Origin of the sequence: Rhizobium tibeticum (assembly GCF_900110205.1) — a bacterium.
GTDB lineage: Bacteria > Pseudomonadota > Alphaproteobacteria > Rhizobiales > Rhizobiaceae > Rhizobium > Rhizobium tibeticum.
Window position 1 is genome coordinate 190,468 of record NZ_FOCV01000008.1, and the last position, 24,545, is coordinate 215,012.

Below are 24,545 nucleotides of genomic sequence, written 5' to 3' on the forward strand. Positions count from 1 at the left end.
GCGTCGGATCTTTGTATACTCTATGTATTTATAACATCAACACTCGATCGCCTTTGGCGGCCGGGCCATCCATGAGAGACACAAGATGAGTGATAACACCACCCTGACCGTCCCGGCACTGCAGGAGCGGGTCGATGCGATCTTCCGCAAGGCCGGCCTCAACGAGATCCAAGCCGGCGCACTTGCTCGCGTGATCGTGGCCGGCGAACGGGATGCCTGCAAATCGCATGGCATCTACCGGATCGAGGGTGCGCTGCGCACCGTCAAGGCGGGCAAGGTGAAGCCGGATGCGGTGCCGGAACTGCTGCTGCAGGAAGGCTCGGCGATTGTGAAGGTCAATGCTAAGGGCGGCTTTGCCAATCCGGCCTTCGAACTCGGCCTGCCGGCACTCGTGGAGCGTGCCCGTTCCTGCGGACTTGCAGCACTCGTCATCAACGACTGCACGCATTTCTCCGCGCTCTGGTCGGAAGCTGAAGGACTGAGCGAACAGGGACTTGCCGGCCTGGTCATGTGCCCGAGCTATGCAACCGTTGCACCGACCGGCGGCAACAAACCGCTGCTTGGCACCAACCCCTTCGCCTTCGCCTGGCCGCGCGTCGGCAAGTCGTCCTATGTCTTCGATTTTGCAACCTCGGTCGCCGCACGCGGGGAGATCGAACTGCACCGGCGGGCCGGCAAGCCGTTGCCTGAGGGCTGGGCGATCGATGCCGACGGCAATCCGACGACCGATCCGGAAGCCGCACTCGCCGGCGCCATGCTCCCCTTCGGCGGACACAAGGGGTCAGCCATCGGCACGATGATCGAGCTGCTGGCCGGCATCATGATCGGCGACCTGACGAGCCCCGAGGTGCTCGATTATCTCGGCACGACGACGCTTGCCCCTTTCCACGGCGAGTTGATCATCGCCTTCTCCCCCGAAGCCTTCGCCGCCGGCCGGCCAGGCAATCCATTTGCGCGGGCAGAGACACTGTTCGAGGCGATCGTCGGCCAGGGCGCCCGCCTGCCCTCGCAGCGCCGCTATCTGGCGCGCGCAAAATCCGAAGCCGATGGCATCACGCTCACCGACGCCGAAATCAAGCAGCTCGAGCGGTTGTTCGCACTCGGGTTGGAGGCGGTGGCCTGAGCCACGGCGTCATACTGCCGACGATGCAATAAAGGCCCTCCAAATGGAGAGCCTTTCAGTTGAGAGCCTTTGAAATCAGGCCTTGTATTTCTCAACAGCACCGGAAAGCTTGCTCCATTCAGCATACCAGCTGTTGAAGAGCTTGAACTGAGACTCGACATAGCCGCGCTGGCTGTGCGTCAGGACGTCGGTTTCGTTGAAGTGTAGTGTGTATTCCTTGTCTCCCTTCATCACCATCATGTGCTTGAAGAACAGAACAAGGTCCGGGCCTTCGTCAAACGAGGAGAGAACGGCAAGCGCTTGCTCGAGCTCCAGCGCCCGCTGGCGGGCATCGGCATTGCCGGCAGCGGCGGCTTGGGCGAGGTTGCAGAGATGGAGCACTTCCTTCGGCAGGACGTTGCCGATACCGGTGATGGCACCCGTCGCACCGCAGTTTACGAAGCCGTGGAAGACTGCCGTGTCGACGCCGATCATCAACGAAACGCCCTCATCTCGGCTCGTGATGTTTTCTGCGGCATAGCGCATGTCGGCGGCGCCGCCGAATTCCTTGAAGCCGACGAGGTTCGGATGCTCGGCACGCAGCGCGAAAAACAGATCCGCGCGCGTGGCGAAGCCATAGTAAGGGCTGTTGTAGATGACCGCCGGAAGATCCGGAGCGGCCGAGAGGATTGCCTTGAAGTGCGCCTTCTGGGCCGCAATCACCGAGCCACGCGACAGGACGCGTGGGATGACCATCAGGCCCTGCGCCCCAACCTTCTGGGCATGGGCCGCGTGCGCAACAGCAGAGGCGCTGTTGACTGCGCCGGTACCAACGATGACCGGGATGCCGGCCTTTACCAGGCGCTCGACGCCTTCCATGCGCTGCGCGTCGGTCAGGAGCGGCCAGTCACCCATGGAGCCACAGTAAACGACGGCCGACATGCCCTGCGCAATCAGCTCTTGTCCCTTGCGGACGAGGGCATCGAAGTCGGGGGTGCGATCCTCCTTGCAGGGGGTCATCAGAGCCGGAATCACACCGGAGAAAATCTTGGCCTTCATTGCGAAACTCCTGTTGCCTGGCGGACGGACAGGGATCGACGCGCCACCACTGGCGCCCGTCCCCGCGTTTTCGAGAGCAGTTATAACACTTGCATATTATTTGTCGACAACAATTATGCAGCCCATCAAAGGGCGATATCCAACTTTCCGCCGCGGGCGAAAAGCTTCTGTATTTGCTGTACGATCTGCTCGGCATGGATCGTTGCCAAGCGATCGGCGGCTTCGCTGTCGCGCGCGGCGATGACGGCGATAATGTCCTCATGCTCATCAACAAAACGCTGCGGCAGGCGATCCTCATAGGATTGGTAGTAGAGCCGCAGGATGCGCCGCCCCTCATCGAGAAGGCGATTGAAGAGGCCGGTGAAATAGGCGTTGCGCCCGGCCTCGGCGATGGCCGAATGGAAGGCGGCGTTGGTGGCAATCATCGCCAAAGCATCCTGCGCCGCCACGGCGGCGGCAAAGTCGGCCTGATGCGCGCGGATCACCTGCAAATCCTCGGCGCGGTGATACTGGGCGGCCAGACGCGTAGTCACGCGATACATTAGTACCAAGGCATCGAAGAAGGTGTGCATGTTGAGGAAATCAATGCTCGCGACCATGGTCGAGCGGTTGGGCAGCGTGTCGATCAGCCCTTCGCCCGCCAGTCGCACCAGCGCCTCACGGATCGGCGTGCGCGACATCTTGAACCGCTCGGCCAGCTGCACCTCATCGATCGGGCTGCCGGGCGGCAAAACCAAATCAAGGATCTCATCACGCAAGAGGTCGTAGACCATCTTGACGCCGGAGCCGCGCTTGCGTTCGGGAGTGGAATTCGGGTCGGTATCAGTCATCCTAGAATCCTCTTGTCGACAAAAGGAATACTTTTTCTCGCGCGCCGGATCAATAGCGCCGGCAACCCCGGCGAGTGAATGGGCATGACGTCACGGGAAATAGACAAAAGGGGCGGCGGCAACCAATGACAACGTGATAGACTGCCAGCGACGCTTTCGTTGGTGCGAGCCTTGCGTTTCGGTTAGATAGTCTGAATTAAGTGCTCATTTATCGCTCTAATTTAGCATCGCAGGACGCCCACTCAGGCGAACCAATGTGTCGCGGAGTACGAGACAGGATGCGGATCAGCACGATCACCAACTGGGCATACGCCGTCACGGTTGTGCTCACCATTCTCTCAGGCGGAGCGTTCATTTTGTCCGCTCATAGCGCCGTTCGCGAACGAACCGCGGTCGAGACCCGCCAGCAGCTCGACGAGCTTGTTGATCAGCTGGCCATAGCAGTCGAACAGACAACCGAGGACGCTCGTTTGTTCGTGATGCGAGGAGAGGAGCGTCATCTTCAGGCATTTCGCAGCGCTGAAGGAGAGGAACGCGCTCGCGAACACGCAATCAAGGGCTTGAAGTCAACCGACCTGTCGCCACAGGAACTCGTTGCGCTACGCCGGCTGGAAAGTGATGCGGAAGCACTGGACCAGATCGAGGAAAAAGCGATTGCTGACTACGGAAACGGCAATCGCGACGGTGCGCGGCAAACCCTTTTTGGACCGGAGCACGAACGCTTGCAGACCGACCTCCTCGCCAGTGTTCAGCATTTTATCGATCTTGTCGCGACCCGCGCCGACGACGAGTTCGCTGGTGCAAGAGCGCGAACCGATCTCTGGGATAACATAGCCAAGTCGATGTTAGGGCTGACCGCCGCCGTCTTCATCGGCGTCCTGTATTTTGTCTTGAAGCGTCGGGTGGCAACGCCACTGCTCCGAATGACCGGGATCGTCAATCGACTGGCGAAACAGGATTACGACGTCGAGGTGCTTCCCGACAGTCGCCGCGACGAAATCGGCGAGATGAACGAGGCGATCCAGATCTTCCGAGACAATGGCCTGGAACGAGAGCGCCTGGATGCCGAGCGGCGGCGTGACCAGAAGACGAAGGATCACATCCTTCACTTGATGCATCGGCTTCAGGCCTGCCAGCAGCAGGAAGAACTTGCCGAGGTCGTTTCCCTTTTCGCGCCCCAGATCTTTCCGCACCTCGCCGGACACTTATACCTCATGAACGGCGGCCGGTCGGCGCTGACCTCCACCAGCCGTTGGCTTCAGCCAAGCCGGTCGCGCGACGTGTTGGCGCCGGCGGAATGCTGGGGATTGAGACGCGGCAGACCCCATATCAGCGACCATTCGCGCGACGATGTACCCTGCCAGCATCTGGAAGAGGGGGACGATGCTTGCATCTGCATACCGCTGTCCGCCCACGGCGATACGGTCGGGCTCCTCTATTTCGAGGGAACGGATGGCGGCAAGGCAATGGTGACTGCAAGGCTCTACATCGAAATCATCGCGGAGAATATCGGACTGGCGATCGCTAATCTGCAGCTTAGAGACCGACTGACACATCTTGCCATAAGAGATCCCCTCACAGGTCTTCTGAACCGCCGCTCGCTGGACGACGAAATGAACCGGCTACGCCGAGACACCGTGGATCGCCCGACGGCCTGCTTGATGGTCGACATCGATCACTTCAAGCGCTTCAATGACGAATTCGGACACGATGCCGGCGATCATGTGATGCGGCAGGTCGCGACACTCATGGCCGACACGGCCGGAAAGTCAGGTTCGGTCTACCGCTTCGGCGGCGAGGAGTTCACGATCGTTCTGCCCGAGGCAACGGGGGGGTCTGCCATCGATATTGCAGAGAAGCTTCGTAGCGCAGTTGAGGCCGCGCCCGTCACCTATCAGGGGCGGCCGCTGGGGACTGTGACCGTGTCAATCGGGATTGCCTCGACGGAAGATGGCAAGCCGGCCGCCACTTTGTTGCAAAGAGCAGACGCTGCCCTGCTTCGGGCGAAATCGGAGGGCAGAAACATTACCCTCGTCGACGGGTGCGACGGATCGCCCAATCACCGCCTTGCCGGGTAGGCCTTCATGGCCGTCCGCTGCGGCAAGCACACACCTCCGCCTCCCACTGAAGGCGGCACCGCTATTGCAAGCCTGACGCCAGAGCGCACGACCTTGAGGCCGACTGAGCCGGCGATACGGCTTGCCCGGCGCGCCGGATTTCGGGTGTAACCAGTTTCCTCTTTACTGAAATCATCGCGAAACCGCGCCCTCCCACGTCGTGAACCTCAACGAGCCTGTCGCCGCCGTCATAAAAAGGGGACGTTCAGCGGGTGCTTGGAGCGCGAAAGTCTCCTAATGAAACCATCCGCTGCTGCGCGGCGGACATTAAGTCGGCAGTTCGTCGCCAACTTCGCGCCCGTCCGGAAGGCGCTGCTATAGCGATCGGTATGGGATCTCCGATGGCCTTGAAGCTTCAATGGTCAAGTGCTTAGTGGCGATCGAAGCTGCCTGGAGAATTCGCTCCTTCTGCAGGCTGGGGCCGACGACCAGGGTATCAATCCCAATGTTCGTCCGTCCATGGCTATCTTGACCCAGATCGAGGTCGACCTCGAAGTACGGCACCAGCATCGTTGGCGTCCCACGGACTTTCACAGACTGATGGTCAAGCGGCACAAACTTCGAAATGATGCGCCATTCGCATTCCTCGCGAAAGGACGGATCCTTAAAGGCACATGCCAGTTGCTGGTAGCGGGTGACGATCTGGTTTGCGAACTCCTCGACCCGCTCATCGTCCAACGTGGTGGCGGCATCGATCGTCGGCAAAGAATGAACGATGAATTCCTTAGCGAGTGCTGCTTTCTGGCTTTGCTCATAGATGCACTTAATCAGGCGGAAACCCGACCTTTTCGCAATCTCTTGCAGGTCACCGACAACAAACCCGAGGCATACACCCCCTCCAGCACCATAGCCCCTCCACTGGCTCAGGAGGTCATCGTCCTCAGCAAACGACGCTGTGTAGACATATCCCTGCTTGAAGTAATCAACGAGAGAGGCGACCCGAAGCAATATGGCCCGATGTCCTGAGGATGCGTTTCTTGCGCGGGCCTCCGCTTCTGTCCTTAGATAGCCGAGGCCGTAGGCGAACTCCTCTGAATCATTCAGATAATGGATATTTGTCGCCCATATCACTTTCGAGCTGACAATACCGAGAAGCCCTTGAAGCGTTGTGTAGTGGAAAAGCCGCGGCCGCTTTGTCGCACTAACCCTGCCGGGTGATGTCGGCAAAAGGGACAGGTGATTATCAATCAGGTTTGGCATCGGTCGAGCTCCGTTGAGGGCAGAACCACTCTACTCGTCCCGGGTCGGAATGTGCGTCCGCCTTTTATCGGCGAAGCGACCTGGTTTAATCTTCCGGATCAACATGTGACGATCCCGACATTCCCAGACAGGATTGCTTGCCCATACCCGAGGAACCGCCTTCCGGCATTTCTCGTACCTATTGCAAAGATACTCTACTCTAAGAGACTATCGTCCCACAACCAGGACAAGAAACATTCATTGAATGCTGTCAGGCTTGCGCAGGTTGCAAGGGAAAAGTGTGTACGGAACTTCCAGACCCTTTTCGTGACTGCAAATTTCCTATGTGTCGGCACTGCCGTTGCAGGGCGTTGCTGGCGGACCTCCTCAGTTCGGCAGTCGTGCGGCAATTGGCAAAAAACCACATTGCCGATCGAGATCCAGTCCGAGGTGAATCTCGATAGCATCACCTTTTGTCAGCAATGATCGACTTGCGACGGTTATCGGGAACACAAATGCCACCCGGAGCGGAGGGCAGAGGCGCGACGTACTAACACGAAATCGAGGCTGTTGGCGTTGACGATCGGCTTGCTGATCGTGGCTGCTCTCGCTCTCTTGGCGATGCTGCCGGCCGGTCGGCTTCCCAACTATCAGGCCGGGGAAATTCCGGAAGGCTGAAGGCAGTCGAGGCTGCCCGATCGCGCCGCAGATCTAGGGCGGTGGTGGTGCCGCGTCGCCCTCGCCACCGGCTCCAAACAGCTCAACGACCCATTGGCTGGATGGATGATGACGGCAAAACGTCAGCAAGGCGATCGAGATCGGGACGCCGATGAATGCACCGAATATTCCCCAAAGGTAACCCCAGGCGAATACGGAAAACAGCACGATGACGGGCGAAAGGGACAGCGCGTTGCCCGAGACACGTGGCTCGATGTAGCTGCCGATGGTGAATTGTATGAGATTCAGTCCCAGGAAGATCGCCACTACCGACTGCCAGTTGTCGAACTGAATGAGGGCAAACATCGTGGGGAACAGCGTTGCTACCAGCGGTCCAATAAACGGGATATAGTTCAGGGCAAATGCTATGGCACCCCACTCTTCGGCGAGGGGCAGACCGACCGCGCGTGCGAAAAGCCACACAAGCAGCCCGGTTGCGATGCTCATCACCGTCCTGATTGCCATATAGCGTCGAAGTTTCTGCGCCGTTTGGCGGCTGCCGTCCAGGAGGAGTTTTCTCGCGACCTGACTTCGCATTCGGGCAATCCTGCGCTCGAAATCCTCGACCTCCATTATACCAAGCAGAACGTATGTCAGCGCGATCAGCCAGAAGCTGAAGGCGCTGTTGACGCGGCTGCTGACGGTCTGAACGGCGCGCAGGATGGAAGCCGCCGAGAAGCTGTCGGCCGAAAGGACCGCAACGACGATGCCGTGGTCCTCAAGCCATAGACGGATTTCCTCGTAATGCTGCTGGAAGCGCGACGCGTCGGCCATGACCCACCGCCCCACCTGCCCGAAGGACCAGGCCACGATCCATGCGAAAACCACGAAGGCCATTACGACGACGAACAGGCTAACGAGGAGCGCGACATATCGCGGAATAATCCTCTGCATGCGCCGCTGCATAGGCCACAGAAGCGCAATCACAAGGAGGGCAAATGTCAACGGAGCAAGAACGGTGTTTGCCATCGAAAGCATTGCAACGAGGAGAAGCACCGCAATCAGAACCGGGGTTGCAGGAACCGTTCTCCGTGCCAGCATCGTTTCCTCGTCGCCTAGAGTGTATTCTTGAAAATCCGTCCATCCTTGATGACGACGCTCAGCTTCCGTTGCGGATCTTCAACCATCCTAAGATCATCAAGCGGATTGCCGTCCCAGACTAGCATATCGGCGAACGCGCCTGCTTCGATGACGCCGAGTTTTCCGGCATTCGGCGTGCTTGAAAGCGCGAGAAGCTCCGCATTGCCCGACGTCGCCATGCGCAAGGCCTCGGCATTGGTGTACCAGTTGGCCAGATGGGTCAGAATCGTGTTCTGGCGAGGCGTCAACGCCGGAGAGAACGGTCGCTGCAATCCTCCCACATCATCGGCATTGGCAGCGCTTCCCATCCTTGCCCAATCGGAACATGGCATCCCGCCGAACCAGCGGCCCCTGGGACACAACCAGGAACGTAGCACTGTACATGAGCGGAATCTACTACTTGACCGTTTATAAATCTCCATCCTCGATCTCAATCGGCTTGACCAGCAGGCGGTCGATCTCGCCGATCATAGGCGCCGATGAGCGCCGGATTCATCACGCACTAGGCCAAGCCGACAATCACGTTCACTCGCTTGTTTCCGATGTCAGAATGTGATGGACTAGCCAGACGCAAATCCGAGCTTTCGTCGCAAGCGCTCACCTTCACAGGAATGGTTGCATGCGCAAACTGGCTGCTGTTCTCTGCATCGATGTCGCCAGTTACAGCAAGCTGATGGGGCGGGACGAGGCTGGCACGCTTTCCCGCGTCAAGGCGGCGTTTGCGGCATTCGATCCTGTGCTAGAACGACACCATGGTCGCATCGTCAAACTCATGGGCGACGGCGCCCTGATTGAGTTCGCAAGCGCCGTTGATGCGACAGCGGGCGCTATCGCGCTGCAAAGCGTGGCATCGGCAACCGACCCAACCCTTCGCTTCCGCATGGGCCTCAATCTGGGAGATGTGATCGTCGAGGACGGCGATCTCTACGGCGAAGGAGTCAACATCGCAGCCCGGTTGCAGGCCCTCGCCCAGCCGGGTGGTATCATACTCTCGGAGACGGTGCGCGAGCACGTAGGCGGAAAGTTGAACGTTGCCCTTGAAGATCTCGGGCCAATGTCGCTGAAGAACATTGAGCGGCCCATCCGGGTCTTCGCCATCCAGGGTGATTCGCCGGCGGAGGCCAAATCCAGCCGCGAGCGGATCGGGATCTGCGTCTTGCCGTTCGCCAATATCAGCGGCGATCCGGAGCAGGACTACTTCAGCGCGGGCGTCACCGAGGACATCATCATCGATCTGAGCAAGCTCTCATCTCTCACGGTGATCTCCCGCGCGACGTCCTTCGGCATGAAGGCCCTGAGCGCGCGAGCGATCGCGCAGCAGCTGAATGTAGCCTATGTGCTCGAAGGCAACGTACGCAAGGCAGGTGAACGAATCCGCCTTTCCGCGCAGTTGGTCGACGGGACAAACGATGCGACCGTCTGGGCCGAGCGCTTCGACCGGGATATCAAGGAAGTCCTGGCGCTGCAGTCAGACCTCGCAAAGGCCGTCGTTGAGGCGCTCCGGCTTCGCCTGCTGCCCGCAGAGCGCCAGGCGCTCGAGCGTTATGCCCCGACCGACCCCGAGGCGTACAAGCTGTTTCTTCTGGCACGGCAGTACAATGTCACGGGATCGGAGCGGCACTTGCCGCTGATCATCCGGCTCTGCCGCCGCGTGACCGACTTGGAACCGGGCAACGCGCGTGCCTGGGCACTTCTTGGCGAAACGCTCAATCGCCTCACGCGCAGCATTGGTGGCACCGAGACGGGCGAAGCGGAAATCGACCGCGCCCTCGAACTCGATGCCGGCCTCGCCAGCGCCCACGCCGGAAAGGCGCTGCTATTTCTATACAGGGGACAGTTTGAGGAGGCAGAGCGCCAATGTGCGATCGCCCTGCAACTCGAGCCGGACGACTACGCCGCCAATCTGGCCGCTGGGCGGACCTTTGTCATGCTGCGCCGGTTCAACGACGCCATTCGCCATTTTGAGCGGGCTGCAGCGCTGGCGCCCGCAGACTACAACGCCGCCGCGATGGTCATCCAATGCTATCAGGGCAAGGGCGACGAGCAGGCGGCGCTTGACGCCTGTCGCCGTGCGCTAGTGCGCATCGAGCGCATCGTCGCTGCCGAACCCGACCATAGCGGCGCAATCGGGCATGGGGCCGGTATCCTTGCGCTCCTCGGCGATCGCGAGCGAGCCCGAGAATGGGCGTCACGCGCCAGCCTCCTTGAGCCCGACAACATTCAGCTCCAGTCAAATCTTGTTTGTGCATGGGCAATAAGTGGTGATGCCGCATCGGCGCTGGACGCACTCGAGCGCATTGCGCCGAAGATGAGCCCTGAATTGCTGGTGTGGATGGAAAACGACAACGACTTGGACAGCTTGCGTTCACTGCCGCGTTTCGCTCAAATCATACTTGCAGCAAGATCTCGCTTCCAAAATGGGACTTTGCCGGACTGCGACCCCCTAAAGTAACACATTTGGTCGCAAGCATCGTTGGCTTTGGGACTCAGCCGCTGGAGAGCGGAGCCCGGCAGCGCGATCGGGGATGATGTCGCTGGCCCTCACCTTTGCCAGATCGACTTAACTTCGCCACCATCCATGCGCAGCGCCGGCTGGTCATCCAGCGGGCTGCCGGCGAGACCAGGAAGGCTATGAGAGCAGCGATCGCTTCCAACCGCCTTCGCGGGTAACGCCGGCTTCCTGCGGAAACTTGCCCCAGACCGCTTGGAAGCGCTGCTTATGCCTGCGGGAATAGGTCTGAAACGTCGGGCAGAGGAGGCATGGCTCTTGGGCTTTTTGGTCTCTTGTCAAAGCAAAAGGTCCGCCTCCAAAGAGACGGACCAATTTCAGCTAGTCGATGTTGCCTGTCGCGACCTATTACTTCTGCGACACGATTAGCCTGCGTGGCAAACTTTAAGAATATCCTAATGCAGCGTCGCCTTATGACAAAAATCGCCGTCTGCTGACGGGCAAGCCGTGGTGGTGACAGTGATAAAGGTCTCCATGGGACCGGCGCGCATGGTGCACTCCCCTGAAATTCGTTTCGGATCAAACTTGTGTAAAGTAGCCTATCGATTACGCTTCGGTCTTCCATGGATGACGTACTGTCAATGTCGAACCGGGTAGGTTGTCTTCTTCAAACGGCGCGGCAATCGATGTCTAGTCGCCGGGCTCGTTTCTTCTTGCGTCTTCCGGGTCTCGACGCGCGAACCAGAACTAAAGGCGGCGGGTCGTAAAACGACAAATAAATGTCGTATATTAGATATCACGAAATTAAATGAAAGTTAGAGTGCGGCACAACGAAATAAAACGCGCGCAAATCGCGCCGGGAACGCATCAAATGACTCCGTCCGAATACAGGGCGGCGCTGGCTGTCACTGGCTTGACAGCAAGCGTCGCCGCAGAGCTTTTTGGCGTCGATGAACTCACGAGCCGCCGGTGGGCGTCGGGTGAACAGCCGGTACCCCGTGCGGTCGCACTCAGCCTGTGGCTGATTGCATCTTATGGCGTTTCCATAGCCCAAGCACGAGTTCTCTCAGAAAGTCCGAGGTTACCAAAATCGGCTTGAACGCTGTCGTGCGGAATTCTCGGTGAGCGCCGCCCTTAATAGCTGCAGGAGCGGCCGTGAAGTCGTGAAGCTGTGAAGTCGGAATTGAGCACGACGGCTGCGCTAGGATCGCCAGCGCCATCTGGGTCTGGTTATTTCGGTTGCTTTTTAAGATTTGGTTGCGGGGGCCTGACCACACAGGGACTTACAAAAAAGGCCTGCATCTCGGCAGATGTGTGCGGCACGTTGACCATTGGCACAGCGCTGAACATGAACATCTGGGGTACCTGTAGATGCTCCCGGATGTCTAGTCGGATGGAAGAAAACACCGTCCGGCTATTGCATCCTCAGCACCATCTCTGCTGCCTTTTCCGCGATCATGATCACCGGGGAGTTCGTATTGCCGGACACGATCGTCGGCATGATCGAGGCATCGACGACGCGTAGCTTCTCAAGCCCGTGCACGCGTAGCTTTGCATCCACCACCGCCATCGGATCGCTTCCCATCCTGCAGGTGCCGACAGGATGAAAGATCGTGGTGGCGATATCACCTGCACGCCGGATCAACTCGTCATCGCTCTGATATTCCCGGCCCGGCAGCATCTCCTGCGGTCGAAAACGGGAGATAGCCTTCGTTTCCATCAGGCTGCGCGCATGACGGATCGAATTTGCCGAGAGCAGCCGGTCGCCCGTGGTCGAAAGATAGTTGGGACGAATTTCAGGGGCGGCCGAGGCATCACGTGTCGTTATATGCACCGTGCCGCGACTTTCCGGCCGGAGGTTGCAGACAGAGACAGTCACGGCAGGATAACGATGCAGCGGCTCGCCGAGCCGGTCGGTGCTGAGCGGCTGAACGTGATATTCGAGATCGGCGGTAGCGACGGACGGATCGCTTTTGGCGAAGATCCCGAGCTGGCTTGGCGCCATCGAGAGCGGACCGGAACGGCTGATCGCATACTGCAAACCCATGCCCGCACGGGCAAACAGGTTATGGTAAAGCTGGTTCAGCGTGCGCGCACCCTCGATCCTGAAGACGGTTCGGATCTGCAGATGGTCTTGCAGGTTTTCGCCGACACCCTGAAGCTCATGATGCAGGGGAATGCCGAGGCTCGACAGCACATCCGGTCGCCCGACGCCCGAAAGCTCCAGAATTTTCGGGGAGTTGATCGAACCCGCAGACAGAATGACCTCGCGCGACGCGCGGGCGACGCAGGAGCGGCCATTGAGGCGAAAGCGCACGCCGGATACAGCCTTGCCATCAAATTCCAGCCGCTCGGTCTCCGCGCCCGTCAGCACGCGCAGGTTCTCCCGCTTCATCGCCGGGCGCAGGAAGGCTTTCGTCGTGTTCCAGCGCAGGCCGCCCTTCTGATTGACCTCGAAATAGCCGGACCCTTCATTGTCGCCGTCGTTGAAATCGTCGGTCTTGCGGATACCGAGTTCCTCGGCCGCATCGCGAAAGGCATCGAGGATCGGCCAGGACAGCCGCTGGCGTTCGACGCGCCACTCGCCTCCCGCCCCGTGCAAGGCCGATTTTCCGCGATAATTGTCTTCCGATTTCAGGAACCAGGGCAGCACGTCATCCCAGCCCCAACCGGCATTGCCTGCCTGCCGCCAGCCGTCGTAATCCGCCGCCTGCCCGCGCATATAGATCATGCCGTTGATCGAGGAGCAGCCGCCGAGCACCTTTCCGCGCGGATAATTGAGCGTCCGGCCATTGAGGCTGGCCTCAGCTGCCGTCTTCATCATCCAGTCGGTGCGCGGATTGCCCATGCAATAGAGGTAGCCGATCGGCACATGGACCCAGTGATACCGATCCGAGCCGCCGGCCTCGAGCAGCAGCACCCGGTTTCTCGGATCAGCCGAGAGCCGGTTTGCCATCACGCAACCGGCCGACCCCGCACCGACGACGATGAAATCGTAAACGCCTTCATCCACAGGCGCTTCATTCATGGGCATGGTCACGCTGCAACTCCTTTTGCGAGACTTTGCGCCTCCGAAAGCCGCCGCCACAGCGGTGTCATCGCCTCGTTAATATCCTTGTAAAGTCCGTAACGACGGGCGTAGTGGGCCGAAAGCACAGCATTGGGCTGATAATGCCGATCGGTTCGCACCATGGCGGTGGCTCCTTCGGTGAAATCGGCAAACAATCCGACACCGGTCCCGGCCGCAATCGCAGCCCCTAGCGCCCCGGTCTCCCGCGACACAGCAACGGTGACGGGAACGCCCAATACATCCGCAAAAATCTGCGGCCAGAGCCTGCTGCGCGACCCACCGCCAGAGAGCACCGCCTCCTCGAAGGTCGCACCCGCCTTGCGGATGGTCTCGATATGCTGACGATGACCGAAGGCGACACCTTCCAGAAGTGCGCGGATCAGATGCCCCTTGGTGTGCCAGCCAGCCATGCCATAGAAACCGGCTCGCGCATGGCCATCCTGCTGGGCGCCATAGAGATAGGGGTGATAGAGCGGATCATCCGCAAGCGGCGCGACCGCAGCCGCGAGCGCGCAAGCCGCGTCGAAGGGCGAGACGCCCTCCTGATGCTCGTCCTCGAAGAATTCCCGCACCAGCCATTCGAGATTGGCGGCCGATGTGGCGCTGTTTTCCATCGCCATGTAGCGGCTGCGGTCGAAGGTGGAGGACATGAAAACCGGGCCATCGAGGTCGGGGCCATCGATGATCACCTGATTGATGCTCCAGGTGCCGGCGATGATCGAGGCGCTGCCGGTGCGCGACACCCCCGAGCCGAGCGCCGACGCCACAACATCGAACAGCCCGCCAACAACCGGCGTGCCCGCGGCAAGCCCGGTCTCTGTCGCCACATCTTCCGTTACATGCCCTGCGATATCGGTACTTTCGATCAACGGCGGCAGCATATGCATGCTGTCGGCAAGCCCGTAGGCCGCCATCAGCGTCCTGTCGTAGCGGCGGGCGGCGAGATCCAGCAAGCCGGCGCCGGACATGTCGGAAACCTCGCTGACACGGTTTCCCGTCAGCCGGTTGACGACGAAATCCTTGGAGAGGAACACCGTGCCGATGCGCTGGAAAAGCTCGGGACGATGGCGTTTCAGCCAGGCGAGCAGCGTCGGCGTTTGGGAGGGCCAGGGGCGCTGGCGAGCGATCGGCACCGTGCGGTCGCCGACCCCTTCGGCCGCCCATTCCTCAACAAGCCCGATCGCGCGCGTATCGAGCGACTGGATGCCGAGAAGCGGCTGGCCGTCGCGATCGAGCGCATAGAGCCCGTTACCATGGCCGGCGCAGCCGATGGCCGCGATATCCTTGGCAGCAATGCCCGCTCTGTCGAGGCAGGTGCGGATCACCCGTTTGGCATTGGCCCAGAGTTCGCCGAGATCCCGCTCCACATGACCGGGGCACGGCATGCGGCTATGGCCCTCCTCTCCGGCATAGGCCACCTCCCTGCCCTTAAGATCGAAAATCACGGCCTTGATGACGGTGTTTCCGGCATCGAGCCCCAACAGATATTTTTCCATTCCGAACCCCTCCCAAGGTTCTGACAGTCTTGCGCGGTTCGGGCCGAAAGCCCAGCGCCGACACCCTCTTCTCCTCGCTGGGGAGAAGAGGGAACCCAACCTCATCCCTGCTGATAAAGCGCAAACGCCTCCTCGCCACTCTTGTCCTCATGGATGATCGCCATCAGACCGCGGACGACGGCGCTCGGATTGGTATGCTGATAGATATTGCGTCCATAGACCATGCCCATCGCCCCCTGCCGCATCAAGCCGGCGGATTTGGCGAAGACGGCGGACAGGTCTTCCTTGCCGCCGCCGCGCACCAGCACCGGGCAGCGCGCTGCCTCAACCACGCGGTGGAAGTCCCCCGCGTTGGTCGTCGGGTCGGCCTTGACGATATCGGCGCCCATTTCGCGGGCAAGCCGCGTCAGCGTCACGATCTTCTCGGCATCGCCATCGACCATGTAGCCGCCGCGCTCGGTTACCGGCTGCATCACCAGCGGTTCGATCATCAGCGGCATGCCGTATTTCTCGCAGTCGGCGCGGACGCGGGCAATGTTCTGGACGCACTGGCGGAAGAGATCGGGCTCGTCCGGCAGCATGAACAGATTGACAACGACGCAGGCAGCATCCATCTGCAGCGCGCCGATCAGCGGCTCGGCCTCGTTCTGCAGCACGGCCCACATATCCCGGTGACGGATGCGGTTGTAGGGATTGCCCATGTCGATGCGCATGACCAGCGCCGGCTTGTCCTTGCCGGGCAGGCTCTGTAGGAGGTCGGCCTGGCCGTAATTCATCTGGATCGCATCGGGCTTCGCATCGACCAACGCCTTCAGAACGGCCGGCATATTTTCCAGCCCGTCGAGAAAAGACGGCTCGTTACAAACGCCATGATCGATCGCCACATCCAGGCAACGGCCGTTGCGGAACAGCCGGTTCATCCGGACCTTGCTGATGTCTCGCATAGTTCACTCCTTTGTTCGTTCCTCGCGGAAAGGGTATCCTCCGAAACGCCGTGGCGGTCGTTCAGGAGGGTCAGAAAACGGGCGCGCTCTTCGGCCGCGCGCTGGGGCGGCCAGCCCTTCTCGGCGGCGAGGATAGCAAGGGCGACATCTGCAACATCAAGCGAAAGCTCGCCGCTGACGGCCAGCGTCGTTCGCCGCAGCAGCAGATCATCCAGATGCTCGACTGCCTCAGAGCGGATGAGATGGATGAGTTCGCGGGCGCTGTAGCCGGCGTGGGGCAGGGCTTGATCCGCGCCCGCGCAGATAAAGCGGGCGATCTCGGCGGCATCGGTGCCATAGCGTGTAAAGAGCGTGGCGACACGATCGGCGGCAAGGCCAGTCGTGGCCGAAAGTTGCCGCAGCCAGTCATCGCGATCATCAGGAAAGCCGCGCCCTCCCCCGAACGTGCGTTCGGCTGTATCCAGCCGGCGCGGCAAGCCAAGCTGTTCCAGCGCCATGTCGGCGGCGAGTTCCCCGAAGGAACGGAAAGTCGTCCACTTGCCGCCGATCATGCAGAGCACAGGGGGACCGCCATCGCTGCCTTCAAGCATCGTGCAGAAATGATCGCGCGGAATGCGGCCGGTAAAACTGTCGTTGCTGGCGGGCAACGGCCGCACGCCCGCAAACTGGAAGACAATCTCCTCCGGCCGAATGACGATGCCCGGCAACACGAAGGCGAGCGATTGCAGGATATAATCCCGTTCGTCTGCCTCGCAGCGCACAGTTCTAGGGTCGTCCACCCGGATATCCGTCGAACCGACCAGCACCTTGCCGAGATAGGGAAACAGGATGCAGATGCGTCCGTCCTCGTTCTCGTAATAGATCATGTGGCCGTCGAGCATGTCGCGCAGGCCGGGATGATCGATGATCAGGTGCGAGCCCTTCGTACCGCCCATCAGCGGCGCGGGCCGTGCATCCTCCGGAAAGAGCGCGCCGTTGGCAATATCGATCCAGCCGCCGGTGGCGTTGATGATGAGAGACGGGTTGATCGTCAGCACCTCGCCGGAGACGTCGTCGCGCAGGAGGAAACCTCCAGCCGGGGCTTGCTCGATCGTTGCATAGTTCAAAGCAGCGGCATTCGGGCCGGCAGAGAGCCCGTCGCGCAAGATCTCGACACCGATGCGCTCCGGGTGACTGACCCAGGCGTCGTAATAGGTGGCGGAATTGCGGATCGCGGAATTGAGCGCAGGCCATTTGGCAAGCGTGCTGCGACGACCGCGAAACTGATGCTTCGGCATCAATGCGCGCTTGCGGGTCAGGAAATCATAGATGCCGAGCCCTGCCTTGATGGTGATGGCGCCCCGGCGGCTCGGGCGGTGGGTGAGGCCGAGGAAACGCACGATGCCGTTGCCGAGGCCGGAGAAGACATCGAAGATCGGAACGGTGGTCGGCAGCGGCGCGACGTAATGCGGCGCGTTGCGCAGCAGCCGGTCACGCTCAACCAGCGATTCCCGGACAAGGCTGAACTCGCCATTTTCGAGATAGCGCAGGCCGCCATGCACCATGCGCGACAGCGCTGCACTCGCACCCGAGCAATAATCGCCCCTCTCGACGAGCAGCACGTTCACACCCTGCAGCGCAAGCTCACGAAAGACGCTGAGCCCGTTGATGCCGCCGCCGAGGACGCACACGTCCACCTTCGGGCTCTTGCGGAGCCCGTCCAATGTCTCTTCACGGTTCATATGACAGCCTGTTATCCGTCCATGTTGGCCAGTTTCGCAGCCAGCGCCGCGTCGATGGCCGAAAGTTCTTCCGCAGTAAGCCTGAGTGTTCCGGCCCGCGCATTGTCGAGCGCCTGCGCCGGGTTTCGCGCGCCACAGAGGGCAAAGGTCACGCCGGGCTGCGCCAGCGTCCAGGCGATCACCACCTGCGCGATGCTGGCCTCATGCCGCTCCGCGACCGGCCGGATCGCCTCGGAAAACGCCTTCGCCTTCTGCCGGTTGGCGACGGAGAAGCGCGGGTTGTCCTTGCGCTGGTCATCACCCGAAAAGACGCGGTCCGGTTCGATGGTGCCGGAGAGCAGGCCGAGCGCCAGCGAGGAATAGCTGAGCGTCGACACGCCGTTTTGAACGGTGAGCGGCAGCAGGCCCGCCTCGATCTCGCGATCGATCATGCTGAACCGCTCCTGGATCGCATCGAGCGATCCGGTGCTGATATATTGCTGAAGCTCGGAGCGATCGACATTACTGGCGCCGATGGCGCGGATCTTGCCGGCCGCCCTCAGCTCTTCCAGCGCCCGCACCGTCTCCTCGATCTGCGTCGTCGCGTCCTGCCAGTGGGTGATGTAGAGATCGATATAATCCGTGCCGAGCCGGCGCAGGCTTTCCTCCACCTCATGGATGATCGAGTCGCGCCCGAGATAGCGGTGAACCGGTTTGCCGTCCTGATCGAAGAAGTGATTGCCCTTCCGCGTATGCCAGACAAGGCCGCATTTGGTGGCGATGACGGCCTTGTCGCGGCGCCCGGCAATCGCCTTGCCGACGATCTCTTCCGAGCGGCCGAGACCATAGGCCGGAGCCGTGTCAATGAGGGTCACGCCGGCATCGAGCGAGGCCTGAATGGCGGCTATGGATTGCGCCTCGTCGGTCCCGCCCCACATCCAGCCGCCGATCGCCCAGGTGCCGAGCCCGACGGCAGACGCCTTGACGCCGGAGCGCCCGATCTCGCGGATCAACTGTTCGCTGCTCATGCCGAAAACCCTTCCTCGGATGCTATTTCAAGAATGCGTGCCCCGGTCGCCTCGTCGGTGACGAGCGTATCGAGGTGGTTGCCTCGCAGCACGCTCAGGATCGAGCTGGCCTTGTTGAGGCCGCTTGCCACGCCGATCTTCGTCGGGATCGAGGCGAACTCTTCCAGCGTCAGAGAAACGAGTACTCGGTTGAGACTGTAGTCGCAGACCCGGCCCTCACCATCGAGCAGATGAGCGAGCAGTTCCGCGCTCGCACCGGAATGTTCGATGGCCTTGCGGTCCTCGCTGGAGGAGGGGTGCAGATCGTAATAGGTCGAATCTGTGCTGAGGATCGAGCCGATGCCGACCACCGCAATCTTGGCCTCCCGCGCCCGCTGGAAGACATCGGCGACGGCGCGCATATTGATCAGCATGTCCCGCTGCTCGGCATCATCGGCAAAGAGCGGCGCATGGATCTGATAGGAGCGTCCACCGAGCCGGTCTGCCATCAGGGTCGAGACGTGGTTGACGTCGGTATAGTGCTTGCCCTGCACGCAGCCGGTCGCCGGGATCACCTCGACATCGAAGCGGCGAGCGGGCTGCAGGCCGGCGACGACGGCGCCGACACCCTTGCCGCCGGTGATGCAGATCGTGTCGCCATCAGCAATTTCCTCCAGCAGCAGCCGTGCCGCCGCTTCCCCAACCGCTTGCAGCGCCGTCTGCGGATTATCGGAAACGGTCGGCACCACCACGGCGCGACCGATGCCGCCGAGTGCCAGCAGGCGTTCTTCCATATCCACCAGCGGTTCGACCGGCGACTTGATCTTGATTTCGACGAGGCCGAGTTGGCGGCCGCGCTTGATCAGCCGGTTCACGGTGGCGTGCGAGATGCCGAGCTGGTCGGCAATCTGCGATTGCGTCAAACCTTCGAGAAAGTGCAGCACGAGCGCCTGGTGCATCTGGCGCGCGATGACGATTTCCTCGCGCGGCGCAGTTGTCTTGGGTTTCAGTTTGGCAATCGGCATATCAGGCGGCCTTCCGCTTGTGCAGGAAATGGTCGATGGAGACGGCAGCGAGCAGAATGCAGCCTTTGATCATGTCCTGCCAATAGACGGAAACGTCGAGCAGGATCAGCGATGAGGTGACGACTGAGAGCAGCGCGATGCCGAGGATGGCACCGAAGATCGTACCCGAGCCGCCGTTCAGCGAAGCGCCGCCGATGACCGCCGCAGCGATGATGTTCAGCTCCATGCCGACGCCGAAAGTGGGCGTCGCGGCACCGAAGCGGGACATATAGATGACGCCTGCGACACCGGCGAGCGTCGAGCACGGAACCGTCACCCAGAACTTCACCTGGTTGGTGCGGATGCCGGAATAGAGCGCCGCCTTCTCGTTGCTGCCGGTATAGAACACCTTGCGGAAGGCCGTTGCCCGGCGCAGCAGGAAATCAAACAGGATGACGACGGCGACGAAGATCAGGATCACATAGGGAACGCCGTAGAAGGTGCCTTGCCCGACCGCCTTGAAGCCTGCCGGCAGCGTGAAGAGCGACAGCGGCGTGCCCTTGGTGATGACCAGGCAAAGCCCGCGCACGATCACCATGCCGGCAAGCGAGGTGATGAAGTGGTTGAGCCCCACCACCGTCACGAAGAACCCCATGATCGCCCCAATGGCGCCGCTGGCGAGAATGCCGATCAGCGAGGCCGTCCACGGATCGAGTCCGGCAAGGAAAAGCGACCCGGAGAGCACCATGGCAAAGCAGACGACCGAGCCGACCGCGAGATCGATACCGCCGACGATGAGCAGGATCGTCATGCCGACGACGACGATGCCTTCCACCGAAAAGCTCATCAGCATGGCGCGGAAGTTGCCGAGCGTGAGGAAGTGCGGCGAGGCAAAGCTCATGATCATGCAGAGCGTCAGGATGATCGCGATCAACCCCGCTTCGCGCATGGTGCCGATGCGTTTCCAGTGCCCCGTCTTTGCCATGTCCGCCGCCATCGTGTCGATTGCCATTCCCGTCTCTCCCTCCTTACGCGGCATGATCTGCCGTCCTTGCCGCACTGATCCCCGATGCAAGGCGGATCACGGCTTCTTCCGTCATGTCTTCCGGGCCAAGCTCGCCGGCAAGACGTCCCTCCCTGACGACCAGCACGCGGTCGCAAAGTCCTAGCAATTCCGGCATTTCCGATGAGATGACGACGATGCCGATGCCTGAGCGCGCGAGATCGCGCAGCAGCCGATGGATTTCGGTCTTGGCGCCGACATCGATGCCGCGCGTCGGCTCGTCCATCAGAATCACCTTGGGCTTCACCGCAAGCTGCTTAGCGATCGCCACCTTCTGCTGGTTGCCACCGGACAGCGACTTCACCGGCGCCTCGACGCCGCCCATGCGCACGGCAAGCCGCCGCGCGAAATCCTCCGCCAGCGCCGCCTCGGCACGGCCGTTCAGCAGGCCCGCATGGTTAGTGAGCGCCTTCAAGTTCAGCACCGAGATGTTCTGGGCAATCGACATTTCCAGAAAGATGCCGGACCCCTTGCGGTCTTCCGACAGATAGACGATGCCCGTCTTGACCGCATCCGCATAGGCTCGGATCGCCTGTGGCTTGCCATGCAGGCGGACTTCGCCTGCCGTATGTGCTCGAAGCCCGCAAATGCCTTCGGCGATCTCCGTGCGGCCGGAGCCGATCAGGCCACCGATGCCGAGGATTTCACCCCGGCGCAGATCGAAGCTGACATCATGGAATCGAGCGCCATCGCCGAGGCCATCCACTTCGAGGATGGTTTCGCTGGAGGCGTCTTCGGCCCCGAGCTTTTCCGGATAGAGCTGGGTGATCTCGCGGCCAACCATGCGGCGCACAACATCATCGGCCGTGACATCGTCGATCTTGTCGGTGCAGACATACCGGCCGTCACGAAAGATGGTCACGCGGTCGCAGAGGCTGAAGATCTCGGCCATGCGGTGGCTGATATAGATGATCGAGATGCCGTTCGCCTTGAGGTCGCGGATGATGGAGAAGAGCTGCTGCGCCTCGGTTTCGGTAAGCGCTGCGGTCGGCTCGTCCAGAATGAGCACGCGGCAGTCGAGCGTCAGCGCCTTGGCGATCTCGACAAGCTGCTGGCTGGAAATCGGAAGATCCGCGACCTTCTGGCGGACGTCGATGGCAGCCAGCCGGTTCATCACCCGCTGGGCATCGCGCTCCAGAGCACCGTAATTCATGAAAGGGGAACGCCGGCGACTGGTCGCGGCCATGAACATATTCTCGGCCACCGTCGCATCAGGGCAGAGCGCGATTTCCTGATGCACCAGACCAATGCCGAGCGCCTGCGCGGCAGCCGGTGAAGCGATGCGGATGGGTTTTCCATCGACGCGGATTTCGCCGTCGGTCGGCTGTAGGACGCCAGCGATGATGTTCATCAGCGTCGACTTTCCGGCGCCATTTTCGCCGCAGAGCGCATGGACTTCGCCGCGCTCGAGCGTGAAGTTGACATCCGTCAGCGCCCGGATCGCCCCGAAATGCTTGGTCATACCTTGAATGGTGAGCACCGGCTCCGCCATCTTCATTTTCCTTATTCATAGCCAGGTCCCGGATCGAGGCGGCTGCGATAATCTGCCTCTTCTCCCCGGCGGGGAGAAGTGCCTCGCTTGCAAGGCGATGAGGGGGAGTGCGGCAGATTCAGGGCCGGCCCTCCGGGCCACCTTCTCCCCGCCGGGGCGAAGGGGACAAAGGCCGATGCCCTTACTCCTCGATACCCTTCGTGCCGCGGCGCTTCAGGTACTTATCCCAATAGAAGTCCTCGGCATTTTCGGCAGTGACGATCGAAAGACCATTATCGACCACCGGGATGCTCATCGGGTTGAAGCCCGAGCGCTTGGCGTCGTTCATTGGGTCGATCAGTTCCGGATGCTTGGAAAGCCACAACAGCATGAAGCCCATGTAACCCTGCATGCCCTGGTTCGGGTTGATCGAGCCGAAGACTTCGCCAGCCTTGATCATGTCGAGAATGTTGGCGTTGACGTCGGCGCACATGACAAGAACCTTGCCGCCGTTTTCCTTGGACGCCTGTGAGGCGCCGATCGCGGAGTTCGCTTCCGGCATGAAGACCGCGCCGAGATTCGGATTTGCCTGGATGATGCTTGAAAGCCCCTGATAGGCCTTGGTCGGGTCCTGGTTGGAAGCGGCGCGACCGACCAGCTTCATGTCCGGCCACTTTTCTTCCATACGGCCGATGAAGGCGGCGATGCGCTTGTCGTGATTGTCCTGACCCGGATTTTCCAGAACTGCATATTCGCCCTTGCCACCCAGCTTCTCGGCGATTGCGTCGGCGGCATAGATGCCTTCGCGGGTGTTGTCCGAGGTGATAAACGAGACGCGCTTGGAAAGGGGCGAGTCGGCGGCAAACGTGACGACGGCCGTGCCCTGCTCGATGGCGCGGTTGATCGGCTCGATGAACGGATCGGAGTTCATCGGATGGACGAGGATGCCAGCCGGATTCTGGGCCAGAGCCTGGTCGAAGGTTGCGATCTGCTTGTTGACGTCATATTCCGGCGTGCCGGTATATTCGGTTTCGCAGCCGAGCTGCTGGCCTGCCTGCTTGAACATTTCATAGACCGGGAACCAGTATTCCACGCCCGAGACCATGACGTTCATGACGTATTTTTCACCAGGTTTGCAGCGGAACGGATTGTCCGTTTCCGCGGATGCTGTGCCGGTAAAAAGCGTTGCTGCAAGGACCACCATGGCGGTCGAGCTGATAAATTTGCGCAAGATTCCTCCTCGAGGCCGAAGCCCCTCCCAAAAGCCTGAGGGCGTCACGTCGACGCCGCTGACCGCGTTGAAACCGAACTTCCTCCTCGAAGTCCGATGAGAGCAATAAAGGCGAAGACGAAATGTATGTCAATATAATTCACTTAATGAAATATATTTCATGGATAAGCGAAGCGGACTGAATGAGGCTGGGTGGAGAACATCCGCGCAGAGTGGACATGGCTGCGATGCTCGCCGCCTTTGAGGTGTGGACCAGCGTGTAATTCGCCGATCGCCCGCTGCCTGAAGTTCCTGCTGATGATCCTTGCGAATTGGCCACCACTTTCGTCCCGATCAATCGCAAGCAACGCTCTCGCGACATCTCCGTAGTCCAGAAAATCGGGAGCGAGAGCCCATAAGGTTTCTGCCAGATAGGTTCCGGCGATATCGCGCGCATCGAGCAGTGCTTCGACAAGTCCGTCTGAGTTTCTTTCGAAAGCGCGGTCGAAAGCATACTGCACGGGTGCCTCGGCAGCCGGATCGAATTCGGCAATATCTGCGAGATCTTCAACGGCGCGCGAGATCAAGCGCTCCTCGGCCCCATTGCGGACCTCCGCTTAGGTACCCACTCGAAACTTATCCATCTTATAATTGTGGTTATTATGACGTTCGCGTAAACGGTTTGGGGTGTGCAATCATGATGGAACAGCTACGATGGATGCGATTCACACTGAAGGCTTCGACGCTGCTTTGACCCTGACCGATCACATTGAGCACCTGCCGGACAGGAAGCGGCGCGAGTTGGCGCGCATCATCGAGATCCTATTTGCCGAGGTCGAGGGGTTTCAAGCAAGCAAGCTGTCGGAGAAGAAAAGCGCCGGCAGGATCCTGAAGGTCATCCTGTATGGATCCTACGCCAGGGGTGACTGGGTCGAGGATCGCCTCAGCGGCTACCGCTCTGACTACGACCTGTTGATCGTCGTCAACACCAAGGCCTTTGCCGACGAGCATGACCTCTGGCAAGGCATCGACGAGCAGCTGTTGAAG

Annotated in this window: 17 protein-coding genes and 2 pseudogenes; 4 read left to right on the plus strand and 15 right to left on the minus strand. The window is 60.6% G+C overall.

Features of this window, described 5'->3' with window-relative positions; all coding sequences use genetic code 11:
• Window positions 1–85 precede the first annotated feature (85 nt).
• Window positions 86–1,123, plus strand: coding sequence for an Ldh family oxidoreductase (locus BSG20_RS11590; protein WP_072374696.1), 1,038 nt, complete (start codon window positions 86–88; stop codon window positions 1,121–1,123).
• Window positions 1,124–1,198: 75 nt separating this feature from the next.
• Here BSG20_RS11590 and BSG20_RS11595 read toward each other — a convergent pair whose 3' ends face one another.
• Window positions 1,199–2,161, minus strand: a complete 963-nt coding sequence (locus BSG20_RS11595) for a dihydrodipicolinate synthase family protein (RefSeq protein WP_072374693.1) — start codon at window positions 2,159–2,161, stop codon at window positions 1,199–1,201.
• A 125-nt stretch (window positions 2,162–2,286) separates the two neighbouring features.
• The gene (locus tag BSG20_RS11600) at window positions 2,287–2,991 is read right to left on the minus strand and encodes a GntR family transcriptional regulator (RefSeq protein ID WP_072374690.1); all 705 of its coding nucleotides are present in this window, start codon (window positions 2,989–2,991) and stop codon (window positions 2,287–2,289) included.
• A 278-nt stretch (window positions 2,992–3,269) separates the two neighbouring features.
• Between BSG20_RS11600 and BSG20_RS11605 the strand changes: the two genes are divergently transcribed.
• Window positions 3,270–5,069, plus strand: coding sequence for a diguanylate cyclase (locus BSG20_RS11605; RefSeq protein ID WP_072374687.1), 1,800 nt, complete (start codon window positions 3,270–3,272; stop codon window positions 5,067–5,069).
• 354 nt (window positions 5,070–5,423) lie between these two features.
• Here the strand turns inward: BSG20_RS11605 and BSG20_RS11610 are convergent, their stop codons facing one another.
• The 3 genes and pseudogenes from BSG20_RS11610 to BSG20_RS11620 form a co-directional block, all read right to left on the minus strand.
• A complete protein-coding gene (locus BSG20_RS11610; RefSeq protein ID WP_072374684.1) occupies window positions 5,424–6,308 on the minus strand; it encodes a DUF2971 domain-containing protein in 885 nt (294 codons plus the stop codon).
• A 690-nt stretch (window positions 6,309–6,998) separates the two neighbouring features.
• The gene (locus BSG20_RS11615; RefSeq protein WP_072374681.1) at window positions 6,999–8,045 is read right to left on the minus strand and encodes an AI-2E family transporter; all 1,047 of its coding nucleotides are present in this window, start codon (window positions 8,043–8,045) and stop codon (window positions 6,999–7,001) included.
• Between the two features lie 14 nt (window positions 8,046–8,059).
• Window positions 8,060–8,344: pseudogene (locus BSG20_RS11620) on the minus strand (amidohydrolase family protein); the annotation flags it as partial.
• A 359-nt stretch (window positions 8,345–8,703) separates the two neighbouring features.
• On the opposite strand from BSG20_RS11620, the gene BSG20_RS11625 reads away from it, so the two are divergent.
• Window positions 8,704–10,536 (plus strand): adenylate/guanylate cyclase domain-containing protein, encoded by a 1,833-nt coding sequence (locus BSG20_RS11625; RefSeq protein WP_072374676.1) that lies wholly within the window; start codon window positions 8,704–8,706, stop codon window positions 10,534–10,536.
• Between the two features lie 1,411 nt (window positions 10,537–11,947).
• Here BSG20_RS11625 and BSG20_RS11635 read toward each other — a convergent pair.
• The 10 genes and pseudogenes from BSG20_RS11635 to BSG20_RS11680 all read right to left on the minus strand — a co-directional run.
• Entirely contained in the window at window positions 11,948–13,567 is a 1,620-nt protein-coding gene (locus BSG20_RS11635) for a GMC family oxidoreductase (RefSeq protein ID WP_093041123.1), read from the minus strand.
• Window positions 13,568–13,569: 2 nt separating this feature from the next.
• Window positions 13,570–15,099 (minus strand): FGGY-family carbohydrate kinase, encoded by a 1,530-nt coding sequence (locus BSG20_RS11640; protein WP_072374672.1) that lies wholly within the window; start codon window positions 15,097–15,099, stop codon window positions 13,570–13,572.
• A gap of 101 nt (window positions 15,100–15,200) precedes the next feature.
• Entirely contained in the window at window positions 15,201–16,043 is an 843-nt protein-coding gene (locus tag BSG20_RS11645) for a class I fructose-bisphosphate aldolase (protein WP_072374670.1), read from the minus strand.
• The gene (locus BSG20_RS11650) at window positions 16,016–17,764 is read right to left on the minus strand and encodes a glycerol-3-phosphate dehydrogenase/oxidase (protein WP_072374668.1); all 1,749 of its coding nucleotides are present in this window, start codon (window positions 17,762–17,764) and stop codon (window positions 16,016–16,018) included. Before BSG20_RS11650 ends, BSG20_RS11645 begins: the two co-directional genes overlap by 28 nt.
• 11 nt (window positions 17,765–17,775) lie before the next feature.
• Window positions 17,776–18,771, minus strand: coding sequence for an aldo/keto reductase (locus BSG20_RS11655; protein ID WP_072374666.1), 996 nt, complete (start codon window positions 18,769–18,771; stop codon window positions 17,776–17,778).
• Window positions 18,768–19,775, minus strand: coding sequence for a sugar-binding transcriptional regulator (locus tag BSG20_RS11660; RefSeq protein WP_072374664.1), 1,008 nt, complete (start codon window positions 19,773–19,775; stop codon window positions 18,768–18,770). Before BSG20_RS11660 ends, BSG20_RS11655 begins: the two co-directional genes overlap by 4 nt.
• A gap of 1 nt (window position 19,776) precedes the next feature.
• Complete coding sequence (locus BSG20_RS11665) at window positions 19,777–20,766, minus strand: ABC transporter permease (RefSeq protein WP_072374662.1); 990 nt, start codon at window positions 20,764–20,766, stop codon at window positions 19,777–19,779.
• Between the two features lie 16 nt (window positions 20,767–20,782).
• A complete protein-coding gene (locus BSG20_RS11670; protein WP_072374660.1) occupies window positions 20,783–22,309 on the minus strand; it encodes a sugar ABC transporter ATP-binding protein in 1,527 nt (508 codons plus the stop codon).
• Between the two features lie 181 nt (window positions 22,310–22,490).
• The gene (locus BSG20_RS11675; protein ID WP_072374657.1) at window positions 22,491–23,519 is read right to left on the minus strand and encodes a substrate-binding domain-containing protein; all 1,029 of its coding nucleotides are present in this window, start codon (window positions 23,517–23,519) and stop codon (window positions 22,491–22,493) included.
• A gap of 203 nt (window positions 23,520–23,722) precedes the next feature.
• A pseudogene (locus BSG20_RS11680) lies at window positions 23,723–24,085 on the minus strand (gluzincin family metallopeptidase); the annotation flags it as partial.
• Between the two features lie 127 nt (window positions 24,086–24,212).
• On the opposite strand from BSG20_RS11680, the gene BSG20_RS11685 reads away from it, so the two are divergent.
• On the plus strand, window positions 24,213–24,545 hold a 333-nt coding region (locus BSG20_RS11685; protein WP_143147475.1), incomplete at its 3' end, for a nucleotidyltransferase domain-containing protein.

Excerpts from the sequence above, each read along its gene's own strand:
- BSG20_RS11590 (WP_072374696.1), top strand. The coding sequence starts at position 86 with ATGAGTGATAACACCACCCTGACCGTCCCGGCACTGCAGGAGCGGGTC.
- BSG20_RS11595 (WP_072374693.1), bottom strand. The coding sequence starts at position 2,161 with ATGAAGGCCAAGATTTTCTCCGGTGTGATTCCGGCTCTGATGACCCCC.
- BSG20_RS11600 (WP_072374690.1), bottom strand. The coding sequence starts at position 2,991 with ATGACTGATACCGACCCGAATTCCACTCCCGAACGCAAGCGCGGCTCC.
- BSG20_RS11605 (WP_072374687.1), top strand. The coding sequence starts at position 3,270 with ATGCGGATCAGCACGATCACCAACTGGGCATACGCCGTCACGGTTGTG.
- BSG20_RS11610 (WP_072374684.1), bottom strand. The coding sequence starts at position 6,308 with ATGCCAAACCTGATTGATAATCACCTGTCCCTTTTGCCGACATCACCC.
- BSG20_RS11615 (WP_072374681.1), bottom strand. The coding sequence starts at position 8,045 with ATGCTGGCACGGAGAACGGTTCCTGCAACCCCGGTTCTGATTGCGGTG.
- BSG20_RS11625 (WP_072374676.1), top strand. The coding sequence starts at position 8,704 with ATGCGCAAACTGGCTGCTGTTCTCTGCATCGATGTCGCCAGTTACAGC.
- BSG20_RS11635 (WP_093041123.1), bottom strand. The coding sequence starts at position 13,567 with ATGCCCATGAATGAAGCGCCTGTGGATGAAGGCGTTTACGATTTCATC.
- BSG20_RS11640 (WP_072374672.1), bottom strand. The coding sequence starts at position 15,099 with ATGGAAAAATATCTGTTGGGGCTCGATGCCGGAAACACCGTCATCAAG.
- BSG20_RS11645 (WP_072374670.1), bottom strand. The coding sequence starts at position 16,043 with ATGCGAGACATCAGCAAGGTCCGGATGAACCGGCTGTTCCGCAACGGC.
- BSG20_RS11650 (WP_072374668.1), bottom strand. The coding sequence starts at position 17,764 with ATGAACCGTGAAGAGACATTGGACGGGCTCCGCAAGAGCCCGAAGGTG.
- BSG20_RS11655 (WP_072374666.1), bottom strand. The coding sequence starts at position 18,771 with ATGAGCAGCGAACAGTTGATCCGCGAGATCGGGCGCTCCGGCGTCAAG.
- BSG20_RS11660 (WP_072374664.1), bottom strand. The coding sequence starts at position 19,775 with ATGCCGATTGCCAAACTGAAACCCAAGACAACTGCGCCGCGCGAGGAA.
- BSG20_RS11665 (WP_072374662.1), bottom strand. The coding sequence starts at position 20,766 with ATGGCAATCGACACGATGGCGGCGGACATGGCAAAGACGGGGCACTGG.
- BSG20_RS11670 (WP_072374660.1), bottom strand. The coding sequence starts at position 22,309 with ATGGCGGAGCCGGTGCTCACCATTCAAGGTATGACCAAGCATTTCGGG.